Raw genomic sequence first — 24,190 nt, 5'->3', positions numbered from 1 at the left:
CGTTAGCGCTTATACACCGCGACGCTGTGCTGAACGGCCTTCTTCCCAGTCAGAGACTTTTTGCGCCGTTTCATCGTTGCGCGTCACTTCAGGCAAACCGACTTCCCACCAACAGTCACACTTAGACCATGCCGCTGGTGATACTGGGTCGATATCCACCACTATCACGTAAGTGCGGTCAGCTTCTTTAGCACGGGCAAAGGCAGCATCAAATTCATCCACCGAGGTCAGCTTTTCACTGATAGCGCCTTGCGCTTCTGCATGCTTAGCGAAGTCCACACGTGCTAGCTCACCATCAGGACGACGACAGTCTTCAAGCAGGTTATTGAATGACTCATTACCTGTGTTGTTCTGTAGCTTGTTGATAACCGCGAAACCGCCGTTGTCACACACAACCACAATCATCTTGTGCCCAGTTAACACTGAAGAGTAAATGTCAGAGTTCTGGATTAGATATGAACCATCACCAACGAGTACGACAACATCGTTGTCAGGATTCGCGATTTTCGCGCCCCAGCCACCTGCAATTTCATAACCCATGCATGAGTAACCAAAGTCGATATCAAACTTACCAATTTGGTAGTTCTGCCAGTTCATTGACAGCTCGGCTGGTAGACCACCCGCGGCCGTCAGAATCGTATCGCCTTTTTCCATCGATACATTCAGTTTGCCGATCACCTCTGCATAAGAAGATGTACCCGGAAGCAAATCACCTTCTTTCGGGTGTGTGCGACGCTGTACTAATGCTTTCCACTCATCAGCTTCTGTTTTTGCCTTATCAGACCATTCATCGCCCGAACGCCAATCACCTAACAATGCAGATAACTTGGTCATTGACGATTTCGCATCACCCAATACTGGGTAAGACATATGTTTAATTGCATCAAACTTAGCAACGTTAATACTGACCAGTTTCATGTCTGGGTTTTTGAATACCGTCCAAGAGCCTGTTGTGAAATCTTGTAGGCGGGTACCGATAGCAAGTACCACATCTGCATCATTAGCCATATGGTTGGCTGAATCTGAACCAGTTACACCGATTGGGCCAGCGTTCAGAGGATTGTCCTGAAGCATAGTGGCGCGGCCTGCAATGGTCTCTACCACAGGGATATTGTGCTTACCTGCAAACTCGGCCAATTCATCGGTTGCCAGTGAGTAATGCACACCACCACCAGAAATAATCAGCGGTTTCTTCGCTTGCAGTAGAATTTCTTTCGCTTCTTCCAGAACAATCATTTCTGGCTCTGGGCGGCGAATGCGGTGTACTTTTTCAGCAAAGAAGACTTCAGGGAAATCGTATGCCACACCTTGTATGTCTTGTGGTAAGCCTAGGAATGCAGGGCCACACGTTGCAGGGTCTAGCATGGTATCAAGCGCTTGTGGCAAGGTGTGCATCAGCTGTGGAGCAGACAAAATGCGATCCCAGTAACGAGTCAGCGGCTTGAACGCATCATTTGACGTAACAGACGGATCTTCAAAGTTTTCCGGCTGTTGCAATACAGGGTCTGGTAGGCGACTAACATACGCATCGCCAGAGATAAGTAATAGAGGTAGACGGTTTGTGTGTGCAATACCCGCAGCCGTGACCATATTGGTTGCACCAGGGCCAATTGAGCTGGTTGCAATACCAATACGACGACGTTGGTTAGCCTTGGCGTAAGTAATGGCTGCTGTTGCCATTGACTGCTCATTCTGACCACGCCATGTCGGTATTTTATCTTCGATATTTTTTAGTTGCTGGCCAAAACAAGTAACATTACCGTGACCAAAGATGGCGAAAGCAGCACCGAAAAGTTGTTCTTTCTTTCCATCAATCTCAATCATTTGTGCTGCAAGGTACTTAGCAAGTGCTTCAGCAACAGTCAGGCGTACAGTATTCATCTTCTTCCTCGTTTTTCGTTATCCGAAAAATAGTGTCCTTAATCTGACTGCGTATTTTTTTCATTTCTATTGCAATCAGTGTGTTTTAAGGGGGCATCTAGCCTCGCCCCCTTAATTCGCTTTTAAACTTACAAGCCGTATTTAGTTGCGTAGCCAGTGATGTTTTCGTAAGCAGTTTTAGCGTACTGAAGTGGGTTAGCTTTTGCTGGGTCTTGCTCAGCTTCAACCAGTAACCAACCTTTATATTCACGCTCTTTTAGTGCAGCGAATACGTCGTCATAATCCACATCGCCAGTACCAGGAACGGTAAATACACCATCAAGAACTGCATTAAGGAATGATTTGTCTGCATCACGTGCTGCCTTCATGACATCTAAGCGAAGATCTTTAAAGTGCATGTGGCCAATACGGTGACCCCAACGCTTGATCATTGTTACCGGGTTACCACCGCCGTATGTGATGTGACCTGTATCCAGTGTTAGGTGAACAGAGTCGCCAGTTAGCTCCATCATTAGGTTGATGTCGTCTTCTGTTTCACAGATTGTGCCCACATGGTGGTGGAAAGACAGCTTGATGCCATGCTCATTAAGTAGGTAGTCAGCCACTGTCGTTAGTTTTTCACAGTAAACTTTCCACTCATCCATTGTTAGGATTACGCGCTGTGATAACGGCTTATTGATATCACCATGAACCGTGTTGCTTACTTCGCCAAATACCATTGCGCCACAGCCTGCAGCTTTAAGTAATTTGATGTGCACTTGCATTGCTGCAATTTCTTCTTCAGCGGTTAGCGTCATTAGGTTGCCGCTGTACCAGCCCGAAGCCAATACCAAACCGTGCTTTTCTAGAAGAGGAATTAACACTTCTGGCTCACGTGGGTATTTAGTACCTAACTCTGTCCCTGTAAAGCCAGACTCTGCCATCTCGCTCAAACATGTTTCCAATGGGATATCACCGCCAAGTTCAGGCATATCATCATTAGTCCAAGTCAGTGGGCTGATTCCATATTGCACATTGCTCATGTTTGTTCTCCAACAATTTCTTCATTAAATAATTAATTTGATGAGATAGCTTTATTGTTCTTTGGATTATGTCTTTTCCACAACCGGATAAAGAACGTTTCAATCTTCACCATTTGCTTCGTTGGAATTACTATACCCAAAAAAACACAAATGAAAAATATTTTTCGAGCGTGAAAATGATTTTCAAAAATAATTATCAACATTGAAAAAACCCAGTAAACATGCGGCCTGCGACGATTTTATGAGCAAGATCACACGCAGAAAAATAACAACAAAAACAACAGGTTAAACTAAAAACTTGGATTGATAAATATTTTTCGCAATTTGAGCCAGCTAACACTTTTGATGAAAACACTCTTTCACCTGTAGCCGGATGCGGATTGAAAGCATATGATTTGAATCACCGCCAAATGGAAAAAAATTTCCAGATAGCAAAATATAACTTCTAAATATAAATGGCGGAACCAATAACCGATACAAACATACCCTACAGTAATAAAAGTATCGGACGACTACCCAACTCAAACTTATTCGATGGTTGAGTATGAGAAGGGAATCTCAACAAGGAGTAGAACATGTCACCCACAATTGGGGCTGAGTCCCATAAACATAATATTGCCTATATAGTACGAATCTGTTGTATCGCCGCCCTGGGGGGGATTTTATTAGGCTACGACACCGCGGTAATATCAGGGGCTATCGGGCCAATAAGAGAACATTTTGGTCTAACATCTGCACAAACTGGCTGGGCTGTATCCAGTGTTGTATTAGGTAGTATTATTGGTGCAGTCAGCGCAGGTTGGTCAGCATTAAAATATGGACGTAGAAAAACCCTTTTCATCGCCGCTATTCTCTTTATGATTTCCGCCATCGGCTCTGCCGTTGCTGATACCTTCACCATTTATGTCGCATTTCGTATCATCGGTGGCATTGCAGTTGGTTTAGCGTGTGTTGTTTCACCTATGTACATGTCTGAAGTTGCCCCTAAAGACTTCCGTGGGCGTGCGGTTAGTATGTTCCAGCAATCTGCTGTTATCGGTCAGACTGGTGTCTTCTATGTGAACTACTTAATCGCAAAAGGCATGTCAGAAGCATGGTTAGTTGATATGGGCTGGCGTTGGATGCTTGGTTCAGAAGTGATCCCTGCTCTACTCTTTGCTGGGTTACTTTTCCTTATTCCTGAATCACCACGCTGGTTAGTGCTAAAAGGGCAAGTGGATAAAGCAAAAGAGACCCTATCACGTATCTCTAACCCTGCTCACGCTGAACGCCTAATCGGTGAAATCCAAGCATCTTTGGTTGATTCAAACTCACCCAACAAAAAGAAAGTTAGCCTACGCTCTCCGCTACTGTTCTCTATCTTAATCATTGGTACATTCGTTGCTGCTGCACAGCAGTTAACCGGTATCAACGTTATTATGTACTACACCCCTGAAATTCTAAAACCAATTGCAGGAGGTACTGAAAACGCCTTGTTCCAGACCACGTTCGTGGGTGTTGTCTTTATTCTCGGTAATGCACTAGGTATGTACCTGATTGATAAAGTCGGCCGTTTACCATTAATGAAATACGGTACCTTGGGCTGTGCATTAGGTATGACTATCGTCGGCTATGTGCTTTACACTGGCACTGAAGGTTATGCCGCACTATTCGCCTTGTGTTTATATGTTGTTGCATACGCAACCTCATGGGGCTGTGCATGTTGGACCATGATTTCTGAAATCTTCCCGAACAGCATCCGCTCTCGTGCGATGGCTATCGCGGTTGGTGCACAATGGTTCACTGGTTTCATCGTAACGCAAAGTTTCCCTATGCTGAACGACAATGCGTTCCTGAACGAGCACTTCAACGGTGCATTCAGTTTCTGGGTATTCGCTGCACTATCTCTAATCTGTATGGTTGTTGTAGTGAAATTTGTTCCTGAAACGAAAGGTGTTAGCCTTGAGGATATGGAAAGTGTAATGGCAGAAAAGTTGGGTAAGAAAGCCCCTGCAAAAACAGCAGAGGCAACTGCTTAATTTAACGTTTTGCTAAACAATGGCAGGCTTCCCTTGGGTAGCCTGCTTTTCGCATTAAACGGCATGTTAAAAGAGAGACGCAATGCTAGATAAAATGGCCTTCTTTGTTTATGTCATCCGCACTGGATCTATTTCTGCAGCGGCTCGTAAATTCAATATTTCGGTATCCGCAGGTAGCCGTTGGCTGCAAGATCTTGAACAAAGTTTTGGCATTACCTTATGCCGTCGTACTAATCGCTTGTTAACGGCGACACCTGCGGGGCAAAAGCTGGTTGATGAGTTCTCCCCTTTAGTGGATAACGCAGAGCAGCTGTGTCGAACCATGCAAGACTATCAAGATCACGATAAAGGTCACATCAATATCGCTTGTACGCCTGTCTATGCCAATAACTATTTGATGGAAAAGATTAGCCGCTACCTTATTGACCACCCAGAAGTAACATTCAATGTTAATGTCACGCCTTGGGCGCTTGATCATGCCAGCGATGCCGATTTAGTCATTAGCGCCAATGCTTGTTATCAAGGGTATCGAGAGAAAGATCTACATCTTGTCCGTCGGGAACTGATGCAAAGTCCATTTTCAATTGTTGCTTCACCGTCTTATCTTGCGCGCAAACCTGTTTTGTCACAACCCAGTGAGCTTGCACAACATCAATGTTTATTTGCGACAACCCTAACGGGTAGTAACGATTGGATTTTCAAAAAACAAGGCGAGACTCAAATGGTCAAGGTACCTAAATCGCTGGAAGTGAATGACAGCGACTTACTATTACAAAGTGCCATAAATGGCGCAGGTATTGCCTACCTACCAGCATTTATTGTTGAAAAAGATTTATCATCCGGAAAGCTGATTTCATTGCTAAGCGATTATGAAACCAGCATTTGGAGCTTGAACCTGTATTATCACCCGCCAGCAAAAGCTTCTGCTGTTGCTAGCCACTTTAAGGCTTTTTTACTTCAGAAATAGTCAATGGCCGTTAATCAGGGTTAACATTTAGTGCAAACAACACTTACGCTTTTTTAGATAACAGCAGACGCTTAAATCTTTCCATGTTGACAGGGCTGCTATGAAGATAGCCCTGGCTATAATCTACCTGTAAACTTGATAAGTAAGTAAGTTGCTCTTCTGTTTCAACGCCTTCGGCAACAATTTTTAATTCTAATAGTTTGGCAATACTGACAATATTCTCGACCAACTTCTGCCTTATTGACTCCCTTTCTGCTTCCCAAATAAAGCTTTTGTCAATTTTCAGGCCATCTATTTGTAATTCCCTCAGTCCCTCAAAATTCGAAAAACCCGTACCGAAGTCGTCAATAACAACGCTAAAACCAACAGTGCGCAAATGGCGAACACCTTTGCACAAAGCAGGTAGATCATGAATTTTTTGTTCCGTTATCTCAATAGTAAACATAGAGTAATATTTAAGGGGCAATAACCGATTAAATACCTGGAGAATATGATTTGAGGCAATGTCATCAGGAAAAGCATTTATCGATATACGGCACCGCCCAAGTAAGTTTTCCTGTTTTAATTCAGCCACGCACTTTCTAATAACTGCCTCGGTGAGCTCTCGAGTCTGCCGATTACTTTCAATATATTGAATGAATTTTTCAGTCGGTATCCACTGATTATCAATGGCTTTCCAACGACATAGTACTTCTGAGCCAATAATCGTATTGGATGTTAACTCAACAATCGGCTGATACTTGAGGTGTAGCTGTTGTTCATTAATACCATGGTATATCTGGCGTGGTAGGCTATACATTGAGGTATAAAGACGCCCACCTAATAACGTAACCAACCCATACACTAAGATAAAAAAGAACACCAAGAAAATAACAGCGGCAGGTTCACTTTTAAAATAGGCAATAAGGTCAACACCGATGACTTTACATTCTGAACTTCCACGGCACTCACTATAGAGCCAATGGCCGTCTTCGTACCATTGTTGTCCAGAGGTCAATTCGACAAATTGTTCAGGTGAGAAATTATTACTACCGTAACTATAAGATACCTTCCCATCAACAATCCCGAAGCTAATATATTTCAACCACAAAATTGTTGAGCGACTCTGTACTTGCTGGTAATCAAGAAAAGCTAGAAAATCCCCCTCCAGTACTGCGATCCCTGTTTCTTTGCCATCAAATAACGGGATAGGCTGTGCTAAAATCACACTGACTCCTTCAGCCGTCACCCAATCAGGATAAAGTATAGGGACTGGTTCTGCTAACAGACCACTATCAGATGTACAGACAATATTGCCATTTCGTGTATAAGCAATAGTCGTTAAGTATTTGGCATGATAATCAAGCTTTTTCATATTATGAATTAAGCCATCGTTGCAACTTATATCTTCGGGAAACAAATCCTCAAGCTCAACTATACTGGCAGAAATGTCATTATTAAAACCATCAGTCAACCTGTCTAGCTGCTCGACCAAAGTGTTTTTATGATCCTCCCACCCATTAATCAATACAAAAGCAGAAAAAGGTAAAAGGATAAGAGACGCAAGCACCCATAAAATGAACAATAGCTGGTATTTCTTAAGGCAGGTGGGTGCTTTTTTCATTATTCTAATTGCGCCGCTAGCATGTAAAGCGCAGCATAATACTGCAATAGGCCGTATCATTCACATGCTTTATATCAATAAACCTGTCGTACAGTGTAAATTAACAAAGACCGCAACAAAAAAGCTATTCAGCCATCAACTGAGCCAGAATCAGCACCCCCTGCGTAATTTCATCTTCAGTAAACCCACAAAAGCCAAGTAATAGTCCCTGTTGCGACTGCCGTTGGTCTGCATAGAAAGGGGATAATGCGGAAACGCCTAGTCCACACTGCAGTGCTCGACGTTCTATCTGCTTATCACTTTTATCAATGGAGAAGTGAAATGTCAGTTGCATGCCAGCTTGATGATCTTTGATATAACCACCCCACGACAAGTGCTCATCAAGCAATTTCATTAGATGTCGCCGACGCTTTGCATATATTCGCCTCACCCGCCGTAAGTATCGATAAAAATCACCATTATTCATAAAATCAGCCAATGGCTGCTGAGGCATAATGGGCGCTCTAGATAATAACGGTTTATTCAAAGCTTGAAATACAGGCACAAGTGACTTGGGAATCACGACGTACCCAAGGCGAAATTGGCTCGAAAACAGCTTACTGAAACTCCCCACGTATAAGGTTCGTTGTTGTAGGTCCAAGCTCGCTAAGGCCGGAATTGGGGAGCCAAAGTAACGAAACTCACTGTCGTAATCATCTTCAACGATCCAACACTCTGTTTTACTCGCCCATTGAAGCAATTGCTGTCGTCTGTCTGCAGCCATCGCCCCACCCAATGGATATTGATATGACGGAGTAACAAGTATTAGCTGAGGATTGCAATTCGGTAACATTGCCCCTTTATCATCAATGTCTAAATCAGCAACAGTATAGCCTTGTTGCTGAATAAATTGCCGTGTGGGTAAGTACCCCGGATTTTCCAAGCCAATGGTGACTCCTTTTGCAGTCAGAGCATTAATACACCGTTCCAGTGCATCCGTTGAACCCGATGTCACCACCACCTGCTCAGGCTCTGTATTCATCCCCCGCCATTGATGAAGGTGATCGCAAATCGCCCCCCTTAGCTCTGCATTCCCATTGGGGTCATCGCAAAGCAACAAAGCTTCGGGGTAATGACGACAAACCTTAGCTACCGTTTTAGCCCACAGTTTGTAAGGGAACAATCGCATATCAGCAACACCGGGCTGTAGCAACTTTTGTCGCTGTTCACCAGCGGTAGGTGATAATGCTTTCTTACCCGGAATTATGTGTCGTAACGATCCATTCGGTTGTGCTGCCGCATCTTCGGTATAATTAACTCGATAACCCGATCCTTTGATTCCTTCTATATATCCCTCGGCAACCAGTTGTTCATAAGCCATCACTACCGTTGAGCGGGAGACCCCTAACTCTGCAGCAAGCGTTCTTGTTGCTGGTAGTTTTTGCCCTCGCCCCCACTTAACACCGTGCACTTGTTGACGAACATAACGGCAAATTTGCTCAAATAATGGCAACGACGACGATTTATCTAAAGCAAAAGAAATACTACAGTTTTGTTGGGGTCGCATAATATTGGACTGGTTAAAAATACATTTATTGGACGTTAACAACAATCCAAAATAAGTACAAGATACACGTAAGGTAAGTAAACTATTCAATAAAGGAAAATGAAATGACCACGCGATTGAACCGCCTAAATCAACCTATCGGCCAAGCCCTACCGGATTGGAGCGGTGCACAGCAAACATCCCCAATGACTCTAAATGGCAATTATTGCCAATTAGCCCCCCTTAACTGTCAGCTGCATGGCGATGACCTTTATGACGCATTCTCACTCGATAGTGAAAACCGTACTTGGACCTATTTATTCATGGGGCCGTTTGGCAATAAAGCTGACTTCAAGCAATGGTTAAATGATATCGAGAACAAGGCAGACCCACTCTTCTTTGCCATTATTAATCCCACTACCCAGCGGGCTGTCGGCCTTGTTTCATACATGCGTATCGATCCTAAAAATGGGGTGATAGAAGTGGGTAACTTAGTATTCTCTCCGCAACTAAAGCAAACACCATTATCAACAGAAGCACTGCACTTATTAATAAAGCATGCTTTCGAAAAGTTAGGCTACCGACGTTGCGAATGGAAGTGTGACTCGCTTAATGAACCGTCACGCCGTGCTGCTGAGCGCTTGGGGTTTAAGTATGAAGGGCTATTCCGACAAGCTATTGTGTATAACGGACGAAACCGAGACACCACATGGTACTCAATAATTGATAGTGAATGGCCTCAGCTATCCCAAGCGCATCAAGCTTGGTTATCACCTTCGAATTTCGATTGTAATGGAATACAAAAACAGCGCTTAGGTGATTTCATCCCTCATATTTCGCCTTGTTCAAACGGTATTGCCTAACGCTGTTGCTTTCATTTAACATACAGTCTTGCCGTAACAGCCTAATAAAATTGCAATTTTAGGGACATATAGTGAAAGTTTTTCAGATCACAGATACTCACTTGACTAAGACAGCCGGAGAGCATGACGCTAACTTGGAGAAACTGTTAAATATTGTTGACCAAGACCCGGAAGAGAGCATTCTTCTACTTACTGGAGACTTAGCAAATGATGCAGTACCTGCTGCCTATAATCGGCTTAAATCGAGTATTGAAAAAAGAGCCAATATCTCCCATTGCTTTGCATTAGCTGGTAATCATGATGACTTGAACTGTATGAAAGCGTGCTTTAAAGACAGTAAAATCCAAATAAAGCAAACAGCGAATATTAATGGGATCCCTTTTCATTTCCTTGATACAAGTAAAAAGCCTCTAGGTACCGAGCTTGCTCTGGGGGCTGGAAGAGTCGCAAGAAAAGAAATGGCAGCGTTGAAGAAAACGATAAGAAAAAAGCAGGCCGTCATTGTTTGCCATCACCCTATTCTGGATGTCAGCAACCAATGGTTTAAACAAATTGGTATTGAAAACCAAAACCAGCTTATTCATGCTTTTAAAACCAAGCAAATGATCATCAGTGGCCATGCTCATCATTACTTTGAAATACAACAAGGTAACATCCAACAATTTGTTGGTATTTCATCATCTTACGGATTTGAGCATGATTCGAGTACACCACAAAGAACAAATATGGCAGGGATGACAATATACAATGTCGAAGTGACTAACAGCCAGATCAGCATCTCATTTGCAGGTACACAGTATATACACGGATGTGGGTTACAGCAGTGAGAAGAAAAACAACTCATCCTCAACCTAGAATGAGTTGTTTTTTCATTAAAACGGCGATCGGCTATTCACTTCAGTAAACTCTTGATAGAGCCCTGCGACCTCAACTGGATTAAAAGCTTCGGTATACGTCAGTTCACTTAAGCGGTGAGTGATATTTTGCAAATCGTGTGAGCGTTGCTGGGCACGTAATTGGTAGCGCTGAAATGCAGCAGGCACATCATAAAAGTTCGAAGCTAAGCTCTGAGCAAGAATAAATGCGTTCTCAATACCCAAGCTAAAACCAATCCCCATCGTCGGTAAAACCGCACAACACGAATCACCCAATAACACCGCATTATCACGAGACCAGTTATCAAAAGGTGCCACATCAGCAAGTGGTGATGGCATAATTTGCTCTTCCGGTGTTTGCTTAATCATTTCCAATAAGTACGGTGAGTAGCCGCTAAACTGTTCGAGGATCGTTGCTTTATCTAAGGTTTCACCTTGCTCAACAGCACAAGCAGCAAACCAATATTTAGCATGAGTTTCACGATCGTAAGTGTAGGTAACAATACGTGAGTGCATACCAGCGAACACATAACATTCATCATCACTGAGCTCGTCAGTATCAAAGTTTACAATACCGCGGCAACAATAGACGCTAGGATTGCGAACAGAGATGTCAGGGGCGACAAATTGACGAACTTTAGAGAAAATACCATCAGCACCGACAATTACATCGGCAATTAACGGCTCGCCATTCACCATTACGGTATCATTCTCAACACTACATCGCTGACCTGTTCGAATATTTTCCTGACCATAAGTATCTAGCAAGAGCTGATACAGATCACTGCGGTGGAACAAACCAACTTCTGCATTTACCTTGCTGCCCGCTTCACGCATAGAAAGCCAGTTTATTATCTCAGATGAAGCTGTTGCAGTGGTGAGTACATCGACCGTATTACCCAAGGCTTTTACTTTTGCTGCATCGGTTAATGCAGCAAGCACCTGCATCCCCTCAGGCCACATAATAATACCGGTGCCATCAATGCGCGGTTTATCTGACTTTTCATAAACTGTCGCTTCAATACCAAACATCCTCAGCGACAATGCTAGCGCTAACCCATTTAGCCCTGCCCCAACAATTGCCACATTTAGAGACTGTTTATCCATTACCTTCACCATATGTTATTAGTATTTTGCGATAAGGTAGCAATAAGTCGTGCAATTTAATACAGTAATGTCTAACTTTTCGGTCAGTATTATATTTGAAATAATTCTCTATAAAATTCATCGACTAACGCTTGCACTTTCACATGACTAGGTTTTAGCTATAATCTGTATTCTTCCAGCAGTACTCTTCGCAGGCATTCCCCAAGCCGCTAACACCGCGCCTCCCATCAGCGTTGCCAACAACCAGTACAAATGAGTAAAGGCGCCTGTCGTTCCATAAATAGTCGCGATAAGCCCATACGCTGCAGGGCCCGTGCTGAAACTGAGCATATACTTAAGCGCATACATTCTCGAGCGCCACTGATTAGCCGCATACTTACCTATTAACCAATCGTTGATTGGAATTTGAGCGTACATACTAAAGACTAAACCTGTTAAGCATAAAACTAGCCCCCAGCCCGAAGCGACAGAAGACAACAGAAGAAAAACTGTTTGAGCTGCAACAGAAACCAATAGTAAAGATCGTGCTGAAAGCCGATCTAACAACTCTCCGATAATGAGCTGTGAAACAGCCGCTACGAGAAAAATACCCGTTGCCAGTAGGCCAATCGCAGATAGCGAGGTGTCGAACGTGCTTTGCAAAATTTTGGGCAATACCGTAGTGATACTTTGAAAAACTAACCCACCAAACGTCGCAATAACGGCAATCGAGACAAAGAGCTTAATTAAACTGGCTTTTATATCCCCTGTTTGAGCCTTTGAGTTGTGTTTCGGCTGCTGGGGATACGCAATGGCTTTTACCGTAAAGCTATAAGCGACACCAACGAGTAAACAAAAAATACCGGGGATTAAAAAAGCCACCTGCCAACCAAACATTTGAGAGAGATAAGATGTTACAACGGCAGCACAGGCTAAACCAATATTTCCAGCAAGACCATTTATAGCAATAGCCCGCCCAGTTTTATTTGCTGTACTGTAAATAATGGCTAGCCCTACGGGATGGTATATCGAAGCAAAGAGCCCAATTGCAGTAACCCCTAACGCAAGTTGTGTCGGTGTTTGAGCAAAAGCGGTAAAAATACCAGCCAACCCCATACCGTAGAAGAAGATGTGCATCATTGCTTTTTTGCTCCAACGATCACCCAACCAGCCTGAAGGCAATGCCCCTAGGCCATACGCGAGTACACCAAACATACCTAACTTCAATAACTCTGCGTAGCCAATGTCCCATTGCTCTTGCAACCCCAGCACCACTGCTGGGAAAATTAAGATAAAGAAATGATTAAGTGCATGCCCTAAGTTCATAATCTGAAAATGTCGTCGCTGTATATTCATCATTGTTCCCGTTTATTCCATGATGAAAACAGTTTACAGCGCCAGCATTTGTCTCATAGACTTCATTAAGCCAACTTATTGCCCAAATGAGACATTATGAGTAACGCTATTTTGAATACTGGAATACCACATGCGGCCATTGTTATCCCTAAGTCTTATCCAGACGGCCACATTATTGACTGGCATCATCATAACTTTTCCCAATTAGTTTTTGCCTGCAGTGGCGTCATGATCGTGGAAACCCATGAGAACCTTTGGGTTATTCCATCTCAAAGAGCCGTATGGATACCAGCAGGTACATTGCATAAAGTATCAATGCACGGACATGCTGAAATGCGTAATTTCTATGTACAAGCTGAATATGGCAACGACAAAGAGCTACCAAAGCAAAGCTGTGTATTGAATGTAACCCCGTTGATGCGAGAATTACTCCTGCATCTAGCAACCATAGATCTGGAAACCGCAGATAAGCACGAAGTAGCAAGGCTAATCAAAGTTGTTCTTGATCAACTGCGTTCAGCCCATCAAATAACCTTCTACTTGCCTGTTGCCACAGACACAAGGTTAGTAACCATTTGTGAAGCTTTAATCGCAGCCCCTTCTAATCACGACTCTCTTAACGAATGGGCAGCACGCATCAATACCAGCAGCCGCACATTAAGCCGTTTATTTCGCAAAGAGTTAGGCATGTCTTTTATTGACTATCGCCAACAAGTAAGACTGTTTGAAGCCTTAAAACAACTAGCTAAAGGAAAGTCTGTAACCATAGTCGCTATGGAAGCAGGTTTTTCAAGCCAAAGTGCATTTAGCCGATTATTCAAAAGGAGTTTTGGGGTTACGCCTGGCAACTTTTTCAGTCAAAAGTAAGTCATTCTCATGCCAAATCCCACCCCCAAACGTGAAAAGTTAGCTGAAATTTAATGGTAATCAGGATGTTCATCACCTTCCATTATAATGCAACCTGTTAATAACTTATTATTGTTTGTTTCATTTACTCAATAAGAAAATCTAAACCAAGATTAGCTAACCATGCTCCGTGGTAACCTCTAGAAGCTGAACTCCACCTATTAAGCATAAAATGGAAACACATTAAGAGTGATTTTTACAAAACCTAACTCTTTCTTTACTATGGTTTTATATGTAACCTGTCATCAGCCCAGTTCTGATTCGTACACTCCCCTTCTAAAAAGTCATCGCTCTACACGAAATTGTAATCATATATTGCAAATCTTTAATATAAAAAAATATGATTTACACATATAATGCCATCAGTTTTTCTTATTACAGCATCGATTGATACTTTGCCTACCTCACTTGAGCAAGAAGCTTAAGTGGAAAATGGTAAACCCCGAAGGGGAAAAGATGTGCAGAACTTGGGGTAAGCATGAGTAACGGGGATTCCAACAACAATCAGCTGTTTTCACCAATGGAAATGATGGCGGAAGCGGAAAAATTCGCACTAAGTAAGGCTAAGAAAACCAGTGGCATGACACTGGGACTAGCGACCATGGCAGGGGCGTTTATCGGTTTAGCTTTCGTGTTTTATATTACTGTAACAACAGGGAGTGCCACTTCAGGGTGGGGACTTAGTCGTTTAGTCGGCGGTATTGTTTTCAGTATGGGGCTGATTTTAATTGTTTTGTGTGGAGGGGAACTGTTCACCAGTTCCGTATTATCAAGTATTTCTTGGGCTAATCGCCAAATCTCATTTAAAAAAATGCTGTCTATATGGGCCAAGGTATACATCGGTAACTTCATCGGTGCCATGTTTATGCTTTTACTGATCAGCGCTGCCGGGCTATTCCTATTGAATCAAGGCCAGTGGGGACTCAATGCACTGAATATCGCCCAACATAAAATTCACCATACGCCAGTACAAGCCTTTTCTTTAGGTGTGCTTTGTAACCTATTGGTATGCCTAGCAATTTGGATGACATTCAGCTCTGCAAATGCCTTAACAAAGGCCGTACTCATGATTCTGCCCGTCGCTATGTTCGTTTCTAGCGGGTTTGAACACTCCGTCGCAAACATGTTTATGGTACCGCTTGGTATCGTTATTCAAAATTTCGCTCCTGAACAATTTTGGCAGATGGTTGCAGCAGAACCACAGCAGTACAGTGATCTGACAATATCAACCTTCCTTATCGCGAATTTACTTCCAGTGACGCTTGGCAATATTTTTGGCGGAGCGGTATTGGTTGGGCTCACTAATTGGTGTATTTTCCGCCGCCCACAGCTAAAAGCAACGAACATCCGGTCAATCACTCAGCGTTTAGATATCGTGTCAGTCAAGGAGGCAGATATGCTCTCTCACGTAACAATAAAAGACATCACAAACACACAGCCACTTACATTAACAGCCGATATGCTTGTGCCAAATGCGGTTGATAAAATGATTGAAGGGAATGTTTCAGGCGCACCAGTGTGTGATGTAAATGGTCGCTTAGTCGGATTCCTTTCAATGTACGATTTAATGAAGGAGCTTTGGTACCAAGACTACCAGCCCAATCAGGGAACTAAAGTCGTCGACCTGATGAATTGTGATGTAGTGGCCGTTGATGTAAAAGATCGCTTGGTAGATGTTGTTGAATATCTCTGTATCGATAAAGATCAGCTTTACCCGACCTCAGCAATGGGAATAGCAACCAGCATGACTTCTCTACCATTGGAGGAGCGTGTAAAAGCCATGAAAGTAAGCAAACCGCGCATACTACCAGTGCTACAAGATGGGGACTTTATCGGTACCATCACTCGTGATAGCGTCATGGCAAAGTTACGACATGTCTACCCAAAGCACGCCACTGAAGAAGTGTCCCGGCTAGAAATTGCATAATTAAAGAAAAAGGGATCAGCATGGAAAGCTTAATGGTTATGTCATCTGCGATATTGTGGACTATTGGACGTTATTATATTTGTACCCCTACACAGTGGCAGGACAAACATTGGTTTATCAAAGGGCTTGCTATAACATTGGCACTCTTTCCGACGGTGTTATTTTTCCATTGGGATAAATTAATGACGTCTGCGATGATATCTTCAAAAAATCAGGTCATCTACTGCGAAATATCGCTACGTCTATTTTTAATAATTATCGCAATCCAAGGCGTTATGGGAGTAACTTTTATCGTTAGCTCATTAAAAAGTAGAGCGTAACCTTTATTTTTTCATGCATTTCAGAAAAGCACTTACCCTCAATATTTTTATGCCATCAAAAAAGCCCCTTAACGGGGCTTTTCAATTACGTTTATCAAATACACAGCGTTAAATAAGCCCATCAATAAAGAGTTTTAACCCCGATATAAATAAAAATACATAGCATAAACGATAAACCCATTCTTGACTGACACGGTGTAATAGCCATACCCCCATATATACTCCCACTGGTGCTAATGGTATGAGTAATAGAGCAGTCAACAAGTTGGTAGAATCAAATTCACCTAGCAAGGTATAGGGAATCAATTTAAATAAATTAATGATAGAAAAAAGCACAGCCATGGTTGCTATCAACGTGACTTTTTCAAGTTTTAAAGGTAATAGATAGATACTCGCGGGTCCGCCACCAGCATGGATCGCAGTACTAGAAAAGCCACTTAAACTACTCCACCACCAAGCACTCAATGCCCCCGATGGTTTGGACTGCTCACTTTGTTTGAGCACATACTGGGCACAAAACAACAATGACAAGCCACCTATCAATAACTTTAAACCAGCTTCTGGCGTTACACTCAAAAATACACCCGCGAGAAACACACCCAACAGTGAACCTGGCAGCATTTTTCTTAATATCGAGTAATCTGCATTTTTATAATGTTGCTTAACAGCAAAAGCATCCATAACACAAAGAATTGGCAACAAAATAGCAGCGGCTTGAGTGGGTGATATCACCAACGCCATTAACGGTACAGCGATAATACCAAGCGCCCCACCCAAACCACCTTTACCGATCCCGTAGATCAACACTGCAGGAATAGCCGTTACGTAAAACCAAGGATCGGTAACGATCATGAAGCTACACTCCAAGTTCTGCTAAGTAAGCGCGGCTCTTAACAAGATCTGATTTGACTGTCGCCGCCTGCGTAATTGGACGCTCCTGCTCAACGACTATCCAGCCATCATAATTGATTTTTTCAAGTGCTTGAAAAATTTCTGAGTAATGAATATCGCCCTCACCCAATGGGCGAGTAAGTCCAAATGTATAAGCTTGACTCGTTCCACATCGGTCACGAAGTGACTTATGAAGCTGCTGCCCATCAATATCTTTTACATGTAGGTGTTCAAGGCGATCACCATAACGCTGGATATATTCTTCAGGCTTCATACCATCAATATATAAATGCCCTACATCAAGACATAAACCAAGCAGATTGGCTGGGATACTATTCATCACGGCGGAAATTTCATCAGAAAACGCCACATACCCGCCAGAGCTAGGGTGAATCAACGTGCGAAGCCCTTGCTCTTTTGCTAATAATGCAACAGCGGCTATTGTATCAATCATATCTTGTTGTTGCTGCTTGGATAAACGAGGTGCTATTACACTGTGTCCAATATAAGCATCACGTACTGTATTGGCTTTATCCATGATGATCAGTTTATCAACACCGATCGACTTTAATTGCTGAATAACTTGTTCTGCGGCTTTAAGGATCGATTCTTTCTTCGAGGGCTGGCTAAACTCGCCATGTAAGTTACCGGCACACACTTGTATACCACGGATTTTTAATGCGCCGCGTAGCACCTCCGTTTCTGATGGGAAAAAACCAACAGGGCCCAACTCGATACCTTGATAGCCTGCAGATTGTGCTTCAACTAATACCTTGCCCCAACTTGGATTTTGTTCAAGTTGTGCTTGCTCAACACCCCAACAACATGGGGCACATGCCACTTTCATTGTCATAATTATATCCCTTCACGACAAACTACTAAAATTCAACTCAGCCTTGCTTATCAGCTACAACGCAAAACCATTATCGAGTAAATACTGACGGCTCTTTTTAATGTCGGGTAAGGTCGTGTCAGCATTGCGTGGATCACGTTCTTGTTCAATGGTGATCCAGCCGTTATAGCCAATGGTTTGAAGTGCATGCGCCACTTGTTCGTAATTAACAGCACCTTCTCCGATTGGGCACATCACCCCATCTGCACATGCTTGCCAAAAACCAACTTGCTCCGTTATGGCTTTATCTAATCGCGCTTTATTTACATCTTTAAAATGGACATATTCAAGACGCTCAGCATAGTCAATCAAACTTTGAGCAGGATCCATTTCTGCATAATAAAGATGACCAGTATCAAGGCATAAACCAGCATCATCAGCAGAGATATCATTTAACATTCTATCCAGTTCATCTTGATACTCGATATAACCCCCAGCATGTGGATGAACGACAGCACGCACCTGATATTTTTTTGCAATATCGCTGATCATTTTGATAGTTGTCATCATCACATTCCAACGCTGATCATCGAGTCTTGGTGCTTCGTCGCTTATACCTGCATAACGGCTACGAATATCATTAACACAGTCAATAACCACTAGTTTTGTGGTGCCAATATTTTGCAGAAACGCGCATAGGCGTTCAGTTTTCGCCAAAATATCAACTTGGTGTTCTAACTCAGATAAAGGTTCAAAAATGGTACCAGCACATATTTCCAGTTCTTTTAAGTAAAGCGCGGTATTAATGGTGTCGGCTTCTAACGGCAAAAAACCATATGGCCCAAGTTCTAATCCAACAAATCCTGCTTGTTTGGATTCACATAGTACTGTCATCCAATTTGGATTATATGGATTATCACTAGATTCCACACCCCAGCAACATGGGGCACATGCTATTAAGTTACCCATTTTTAAACCCTCTACAAATACATTCAATATCAATAAAATAAGCTACTGGAAATAGATCTTATAGATAGATACTCGTTAATTTCGTGATACCTCCCTCATCCTATCTTTGCATTTTCGCAAATCAGATTTGAATCTTTGGCTATAACACCTCCACATACCCTACCCGTACACTAGAACCATGTTGTTAAGTAGTCATAGGAATTAAGTTGTATGGAACCTATTTATATCGTTGCGGCAAAACGTACACCCATTGGTAGTTTTAATGGTGCTCTTGCCCCCGTTTCAGCACCTCAATTAGGCGCAACGGCTATCAAAGGCGCATTGAACCAATGTCACCTTGATCCCAGCTTTATTGATGAAGTGATCGTGGGTAACGTACTCAGCGCAGGAATGGGCATGGGGCCAGGACGTCAAGCCGCTATTGCTGCTGGTATTCCTGAAACGGTTCCAGCCTATACGCTTAATATGATCTGTGGCAGCGGTATGAAAACAGTCATGGATGCAACAAGTCATATTCGCTCAGGTGATGCAGAAGTTGTATTAGCCTGTGGTATTGAAAGTATGTCACAAGCACCTTTTGTTAGCTCATATCAGCTTCGAAATGGCGTAAGAATGGGTCACCAAAGCCTTGAAGATACCATTATCAAAGACGGCTTAACGGATGTTTTCAACCAATACCATATGGGGCTAACCGCAGAAAATATCGCTGAACAATTAAATATTAGCCGAGAAGAGCAAGACACTTACGCACTTGCAAGCCAGCAAAAAGCTGTCGCAGCAATTGAAGAACATGGCTTCAGCACAGAAATTGAGCCTGTTCGTGTTACCCATCGCCGCAAAGAGTACTACGTGAGTACTGATGAATACCCAAAATCAGATGCGACGTTTGAAAAACTACAAGCGCTACGCCCTGCTTTCAAGAAAGACGGTACGGTAACAGCAGGCAATGCATCAGGCATTAACGATGGTGCCTCTGCAATTATTCTGGCCTCTAAATCAGCAGTTGAACGTTATCAACTTGAGCCTCTCGCCGAAATTATTGCCTGTGGTCAGGCAGGTATGTCACCGCAAGTAATGGGGTTAGGCCCTGTACCCGCCATTGCGAATGCATTGGATAAGGCACAACTATCACTCACCGATATTGATTATTTTGAACTTAATGAAGCATTTGCGGCTCAAGCACTTGGCGTAATTAATAATCTAGCAGAACAGCACAATGTTGAATCAGCGTGGATTCAATCTCGCACCAACCACAATGGCGGAGCAATTGCACTGGGTCACCCACTTGGAGCCTCCGGCAATCGCATACTAACCACACTTATTTATGAGCTGGAACGTAAACAACTTAATTACGGATTAGCCTCTTTATGTATTGGTGGTGGCATGGGTACCGCGGTCATTATTCGTCGCTGTACAGCCTAAAAGGAACACATAATGAAAAAACATATTAATGAAGCAGCCATTGCTGCACTACTGCATGATGATATGACCATTATGATCGGCGGATTCATGGCGAACGGTGCCCCCGAAGGCTTAATTGATATCATTTTAAAAAGTAACATCAAAAACATTACCCTTATCACAACCGACACGGGCACACCAACAACGGGTTCAGGTCGTTTAATTAGTGCTAAGCGTGTTAGCAAACTCTTTGCCTCACACATTGGTACCAACCCAGAAACTGGCGCACAAATGAATAGCGGAGAGCTGGATGTCGAGCTTGTTCCACAGGGGACATTGGCTGAACGTATTCGTGCCGCAGGTGCAGGGCTTGGTGGCGTGTTAACACCTACAGGGCTAGGCACCGTTATTGCCGAGGGAAAAGAGGTCATTAATATCGATGGTAGCGACTTTTTACTAGAGAAACCATTACATGCAGATTTAGCTCTAATTCGTGGCTCTGTAGTCGATACAAAAGGAAATGTTTTCTACAAACGCACTACTCAAAATTTCAACCCCCTAATGGCAACAGCGGCTAAAACCGTAATTGTCGAAGCCGTGACGCTTGTTGAAACAGGTGGAATTGAACCTGAGTCTGTACACACTCCTAGCCTATTTGTTAATCATATCTACCAAGGAGCAACAGCATGACTGTTCAACGTGAAAGACATCAAATTCGCAGAATGATTGCATGGCGAGTTGCTCAAGAACTCAATGATGGTGATGTGGTTAATTTAGGCATTGGTCTTCCTTCTCTAGTTGCCAATGAAACCAATAGCGATATCGAAATCTTACTTCAAGCAGAAAATGGTTTGATCGGTATAGGTGAAATGCCAGATGAAGAAAATGTAGACCCAGATCTAGTCAATGCTGGCGGGCAGCCGATTACCGCAACAGCAGGCGCTTGTTATTTTAATAGTGCGGACTCTTTCGCGATTATTCGCGGGGGTCATGTTGACGCAACAGTACTCGGCGCGCTCCAAGTGGATGAGCAAGGTAACCTCGCAAATTGGATCATTCCGGGAAAAATGGTACCAGGGATGGGGGGTGCAATGGATCTCGTTGTCGGTGCAAAAAAAGTGATTGTTGCTATGGAGCACACTGTTAAAGGTAAGGCTAAACTGCTTAAGCACTGCTCTTTGCCATTAACAGCAGCGAATCAAGTAAATCTTATAATTACGGAATTGGGTGTTATCGAAATTACAGATCAAGGCATGATGTTATTAGAGATTGCACCGGGTGTGACAGTGGAAGACGTTGCAGCAGCAACTGAGGCTACCTTACATATTTCATCCAATCTAACTGAAATGCCAATCCCTACCAATTTATAAGCGTTCAACGACAATAAAATTGTAATAAAAAACCAGCGATTAATCGCTGGTTTTTTTATTTAGCATTATGAATATAACCATTATGCTTCTTGTTCTGACTCTTTCTGAGCATCTAATGCATTAGAAACTTCAATAGGTAGCTTCTGCAAGACATAAGAACCAGGTGCAGGTGCCAATACTGGGAAGTTATCATTGCCAGCCTGACGAGCCTGAATTGCTTCAGCCTCCTCAAAGCCTGCTAGCCAACCATTCCAGTGACCCCACCATGAACCTTCTTCACGTTTAGCACCACTTAGCCAAGTATCAGCATCCGCTGCTTTTTTGCCATTAACCCAGTAACCGTACTTGTTCTTTGCAGGGTGATTAACAATGCCAGCAATATGGCCTGATTCACCCAGAACAAACGTCGATTTTCCACCTAAGTTTTGTGCACCGCGGTATGTACCTTGCCACAAGGCAATATGGTCTTCCTGAGTAGAAATAAAGTATGTTGGAATTTTGATCTTAGCAAGATCAATATATACCCCACCCACTTTAAATCCTTTAGGGTCAACCAGCTTATTTTCAAGGTAGAATTGACGAAGCAAGGTGCTATGACAAGCAACCGCGACATTGGTACTATCACCATTCCAATACAGCAGATCAAAGTCGATCGGGCTATTACCTTTAAGGTAATTATTGATGTAATAGTTCCAATACAGGCTATTCTCACGCAGTAAACTGAATGTCACACTCAATGAGCGCCCATCCATATAACCGTTAGCTTCGTTTTGTGCTTCAATGGCCGAGATAATCGGATCATTTACATACGCACCAATTTCACCCGGTTGTGAGAAATCCAACAATGTCGTAAAGAATGTCGCTGACTTAATGCGATTACGCATTCGTTTAGCAGCATAATACGCCAAAGTCGTTGCCAGCAAAGTACCACCGATGCAATAACCAGCAGCATTGATTTGCTTCTCACCCGTTACGTCTTCAATGACATCAACAGCTTTTACAACCCCATCAATAACATAGTTATCGAAGTCAACATCAAACATGCTGGCATCAGGGTTACGCCATGACATCATGAATACAGTGTGCCCTTGTTCAACCAACCAGCGCACCATTGAGTTCTTCTCACGAAGATCCAATATGTAATACTTATTGATGAATGGTGGCACGATCAGCAACGGTGTTGCATTCACATTTTCAGTAAGTGGCTTATATTGAATAAGCTCAAACAAATCATTTTTAAATACCACATCCCCAGCTGTATTCGCGACATTTTCGCCAAGCTGGAATGCACTATCATTTGTCATTCTGATCTTCAAAACATCAGCACTTGACTGAAGATCTTGCTGTAGTAACTCCATCCCTTTAATGAGGTTTTCACCGTTGCTTTCAACGGTTAGTTTTGCCAGTTCAGGGTTGGTTGTTACAAAATTCGTTGGAGACATTGCGTTAATCGCTTGACGAGAAAAAAAGCCTAAGCGCTCTTTCGCTTTATCGTCTAAGCCATCTATTGAGTCAATGGTCTCTTTCATCGAATTACTAAATAGTAAATACGATTGCTTTATATAATTATAAAACGCTTCATTTTCCCACGCAGGATCAGTAAAGCGTTTATCATCTTTTTCAGGCTTAACAAGATCGGCTTCGTCACCCGTTTTCATGGTGACATTTTGCCAAATCTTCATCTGATTTTCCCACCAATCCATTTGCACTTTTGCAATAACGGCTGGCTGCGCTGATGCTTGTTCTATCAACTTCGTCGTATCTTCTAAGCTGACTTCATTGAGCGCTTTATTTAAGGGAGTATTCATGGCTGCCTTGCCAGAATCCAGCTCCTTCCACCATACTTGGTTCATTTCTTGGAGCTTGGCAAAGTAGTCCGTAAAGAAGTTATGGTTCATTGCAATGACCTCTATAGCTGGACTAAAAATGCCGCCCACAAGTGGGGCGGCACAGGTTGGTCATTTTGCTTAAGCTGGTGTTGCTTGCTGTACGTTTTCAGCTACTAGCTCTTCAACTTCAGTTTTGAAGCTTTGTGCAACAGAGTTGAATTTGTTGCTATCGTCAATAAGCTGCTGAGAAAGCTTAGTTAGTGTTTCCAATTGCTGGCTATTAAACTCAGCAAAAGATTGAGCATCTTTAACTTCGCCAACAGCTTTAAGCTGAGTAAGGCCTAGGTCGCTATATGCGCGAACAGCAGCAATTTGAAGCTCAGTTAGCTCTTCAACGTTCTTCGTGAACATTTTGTTGAACTTAACGTATGGTGCTAGTGATTTTTCAGTCTGCTCTGAGAATGATTTAAACATTTCCGTATACATAGCTATTTCCTTTATTTCAGTAATGTGTAAGTGTCTGAGCCATGGTGATTTCAGACACAAATT

At 42.9% G+C, this 24,190-nt stretch carries 21 protein-coding genes; 10 read left to right on the top strand and 11 right to left on the bottom strand.

Features of this window, described 5'->3' with window-relative positions; translation table 11 throughout:
* Nucleotides 1-9: 9 nt before the first annotated feature.
* Together iolD and iolE are read right to left on the bottom strand one after the other, a co-directional pair.
* A complete protein-coding gene (gene iolD, locus L4D78_RS22915; protein ID WP_428469073.1) occupies nt 10-1,881 on the bottom strand; it encodes a 3D-(3,5/4)-trihydroxycyclohexane-1,2-dione acylhydrolase (decyclizing) in 1,872 nt (623 codons plus the stop codon).
* A 128-nt stretch (nt 1,882-2,009) separates the two neighbouring features.
* Complete coding sequence (iolE, locus tag L4D78_RS22910) at nt 2,010-2,903, bottom strand: myo-inosose-2 dehydratase (RefSeq protein WP_428469072.1); 894 nt, start codon at nt 2,901-2,903, stop codon at nt 2,010-2,012.
* A gap of 575 nt (nt 2,904-3,478) precedes the next feature.
* Here iolE and L4D78_RS22905 point away from each other — a divergent pair.
* On the top strand, nt 3,479-4,921 hold the full coding sequence (locus L4D78_RS22905; protein ID WP_428469071.1) for a sugar porter family MFS transporter: 1,443 nt from the start codon (nt 3,479-3,481) through the stop codon (nt 4,919-4,921).
* An 82-nt stretch (nt 4,922-5,003) separates the two neighbouring features.
* Complete coding sequence (locus tag L4D78_RS22900; RefSeq protein WP_428469070.1) at nt 5,004-5,888, top strand: LysR family transcriptional regulator; 885 nt, start codon at nt 5,004-5,006, stop codon at nt 5,886-5,888.
* 43 nt (nt 5,889-5,931) lie between these two features.
* Here L4D78_RS22900 and L4D78_RS22895 read toward each other — a convergent pair whose 3' ends face one another.
* Both L4D78_RS22895 and pdxR read right to left on the bottom strand, forming a co-directional pair.
* A complete protein-coding gene (locus tag L4D78_RS22895) occupies nt 5,932-7,491 on the bottom strand; it encodes an EAL domain-containing protein (RefSeq protein WP_428469069.1) in 1,560 nt (519 codons plus the stop codon).
* 124 nt (nt 7,492-7,615) lie between these two features.
* Nucleotides 7,616-9,037 (bottom strand): MocR-like pyridoxine biosynthesis transcription factor PdxR, encoded by a 1,422-nt coding sequence (gene pdxR / locus L4D78_RS22890; RefSeq protein WP_428469068.1) that lies wholly within the window; start codon nt 9,035-9,037, stop codon nt 7,616-7,618.
* 104 nt (nt 9,038-9,141) lie between these two features.
* On the opposite strand from pdxR, the gene L4D78_RS22885 reads away from it, so the two are divergent.
* Together L4D78_RS22885 and L4D78_RS22880 are read left to right on the top strand one after the other, a co-directional pair.
* A complete protein-coding gene (locus L4D78_RS22885; protein WP_428469067.1) occupies nt 9,142-9,879 on the top strand; it encodes a GNAT family N-acetyltransferase in 738 nt (245 codons plus the stop codon).
* A 71-nt stretch (nt 9,880-9,950) separates the two neighbouring features.
* Nucleotides 9,951-10,706 (top strand): metallophosphoesterase family protein, encoded by a 756-nt coding sequence (locus L4D78_RS22880; protein ID WP_428469066.1) that lies wholly within the window; start codon nt 9,951-9,953, stop codon nt 10,704-10,706.
* A 45-nt stretch (nt 10,707-10,751) separates the two neighbouring features.
* Here L4D78_RS22880 and L4D78_RS22875 read toward each other — a convergent pair whose 3' ends face one another.
* Together L4D78_RS22875 and L4D78_RS22870 are read right to left on the bottom strand one after the other, a co-directional pair.
* Nucleotides 10,752-11,861, bottom strand: a complete 1,110-nt coding sequence (locus L4D78_RS22875) for an FAD-dependent monooxygenase (RefSeq protein ID WP_428469065.1) — start codon at nt 11,859-11,861, stop codon at nt 10,752-10,754.
* A gap of 147 nt (nt 11,862-12,008) precedes the next feature.
* Nucleotides 12,009-13,199: an MFS transporter gene (locus tag L4D78_RS22870; protein WP_428469064.1), complete on the bottom strand. Its 1,191-nt coding sequence runs from the start codon at nt 13,197-13,199 to the stop codon at nt 12,009-12,011.
* 93 nt (nt 13,200-13,292) lie between these two features.
* On the opposite strand from L4D78_RS22870, the gene L4D78_RS22865 reads away from it, so the two are divergent.
* The 3 genes from L4D78_RS22865 (at nt 13,293) to L4D78_RS22855 (ending at nt 16,349) form a co-directional block, all read left to right on the top strand.
* Complete coding sequence (locus tag L4D78_RS22865) at nt 13,293-14,063, top strand: AraC family transcriptional regulator (protein ID WP_428469063.1); 771 nt, start codon at nt 13,293-13,295, stop codon at nt 14,061-14,063.
* Between the two features lie 517 nt (nt 14,064-14,580).
* Nucleotides 14,581-16,029 (top strand): formate transporter FocA, encoded by a 1,449-nt coding sequence (gene focA / locus L4D78_RS22860; protein WP_428469062.1) that lies wholly within the window; start codon nt 14,581-14,583, stop codon nt 16,027-16,029.
* Between the two features lie 20 nt (nt 16,030-16,049).
* Nucleotides 16,050-16,349, top strand: a complete 300-nt coding sequence (locus tag L4D78_RS22855; protein WP_428469061.1) for a hypothetical protein — start codon at nt 16,050-16,052, stop codon at nt 16,347-16,349.
* 108 nt (nt 16,350-16,457) lie between these two features.
* Here L4D78_RS22855 and L4D78_RS22850 read toward each other — a convergent pair whose 3' ends face one another.
* The 3 genes from L4D78_RS22850 to L4D78_RS22840 are packed head-to-tail and all read right to left on the bottom strand — an operon-like array spanning nt 16,458 to nt 19,041.
* Nucleotides 16,458-17,201 carry a sulfite exporter TauE/SafE family protein gene (locus L4D78_RS22850; protein WP_428469060.1) on the bottom strand — a complete coding sequence of 248 codons (744 nt, stop codon included), beginning with the start codon at nt 17,199-17,201 and terminating at the stop codon, nt 16,458-16,460.
* A 4-nt stretch (nt 17,202-17,205) separates the two neighbouring features.
* Nucleotides 17,206-18,093 (bottom strand): sugar phosphate isomerase/epimerase family protein, encoded by an 888-nt coding sequence (locus tag L4D78_RS22845; protein ID WP_428469059.1) that lies wholly within the window; start codon nt 18,091-18,093, stop codon nt 17,206-17,208.
* Between the two features lie 54 nt (nt 18,094-18,147).
* Nucleotides 18,148-19,041, bottom strand: coding sequence for a TIM barrel protein (locus L4D78_RS22840; protein WP_428469058.1), 894 nt, complete (start codon nt 19,039-19,041; stop codon nt 18,148-18,150).
* A gap of 210 nt (nt 19,042-19,251) precedes the next feature.
* Between L4D78_RS22840 and L4D78_RS22835 the strand changes: the two genes are divergently transcribed.
* The 3 genes from L4D78_RS22835 to L4D78_RS22825 are packed head-to-tail and all read left to right on the top strand — an operon-like array spanning nt 19,252 to nt 21,812.
* On the top strand, nt 19,252-20,463 hold the full coding sequence (locus tag L4D78_RS22835) for an acetyl-CoA C-acetyltransferase (RefSeq protein WP_428469057.1): 1,212 nt from the start codon (nt 19,252-19,254) through the stop codon (nt 20,461-20,463).
* 12 nt (nt 20,464-20,475) lie between these two features.
* Nucleotides 20,476-21,132 carry a CoA transferase subunit A gene (locus L4D78_RS22830; protein ID WP_428469056.1) on the top strand — a complete coding sequence of 219 codons (657 nt, stop codon included), beginning with the start codon at nt 20,476-20,478 and terminating at the stop codon, nt 21,130-21,132.
* Nucleotides 21,129-21,812, top strand: a complete 684-nt coding sequence (locus L4D78_RS22825) for a 3-oxoacid CoA-transferase subunit B (RefSeq protein WP_428469055.1) — start codon at nt 21,129-21,131, stop codon at nt 21,810-21,812. The genes L4D78_RS22830 and L4D78_RS22825 overlap by 4 nt, the downstream gene beginning before the upstream one ends.
* An 80-nt stretch (nt 21,813-21,892) precedes the next feature.
* On the opposite strand, the gene phaC is transcribed toward L4D78_RS22825, so the two are convergent.
* Together phaC and L4D78_RS22815 are read right to left on the bottom strand one after the other, a co-directional pair.
* The gene (gene phaC / locus L4D78_RS22820; RefSeq protein WP_428469054.1) at nt 21,893-23,710 is read right to left on the bottom strand and encodes a class I poly(R)-hydroxyalkanoic acid synthase; all 1,818 of its coding nucleotides are present in this window, start codon (nt 23,708-23,710) and stop codon (nt 21,893-21,895) included.
* A 69-nt stretch (nt 23,711-23,779) separates the two neighbouring features.
* Entirely contained in the window at nt 23,780-24,127 is a 348-nt protein-coding gene (locus L4D78_RS22815) for a phasin family protein (protein ID WP_428469053.1), read from the bottom strand.
* Between the last annotated feature and the right edge of the window lie 63 nt (nt 24,128-24,190).

This window comes from Photobacterium minamisatsumaniensis, assembly GCF_050336695.1.
GTDB lineage: Bacteria > Pseudomonadota > Gammaproteobacteria > Enterobacterales > Vibrionaceae > Photobacterium > Photobacterium minamisatsumaniensis.
Note: the sequence above shows the minus strand (reverse complement) of the source record. Positions and strands in the feature narration are given on the sequence as shown.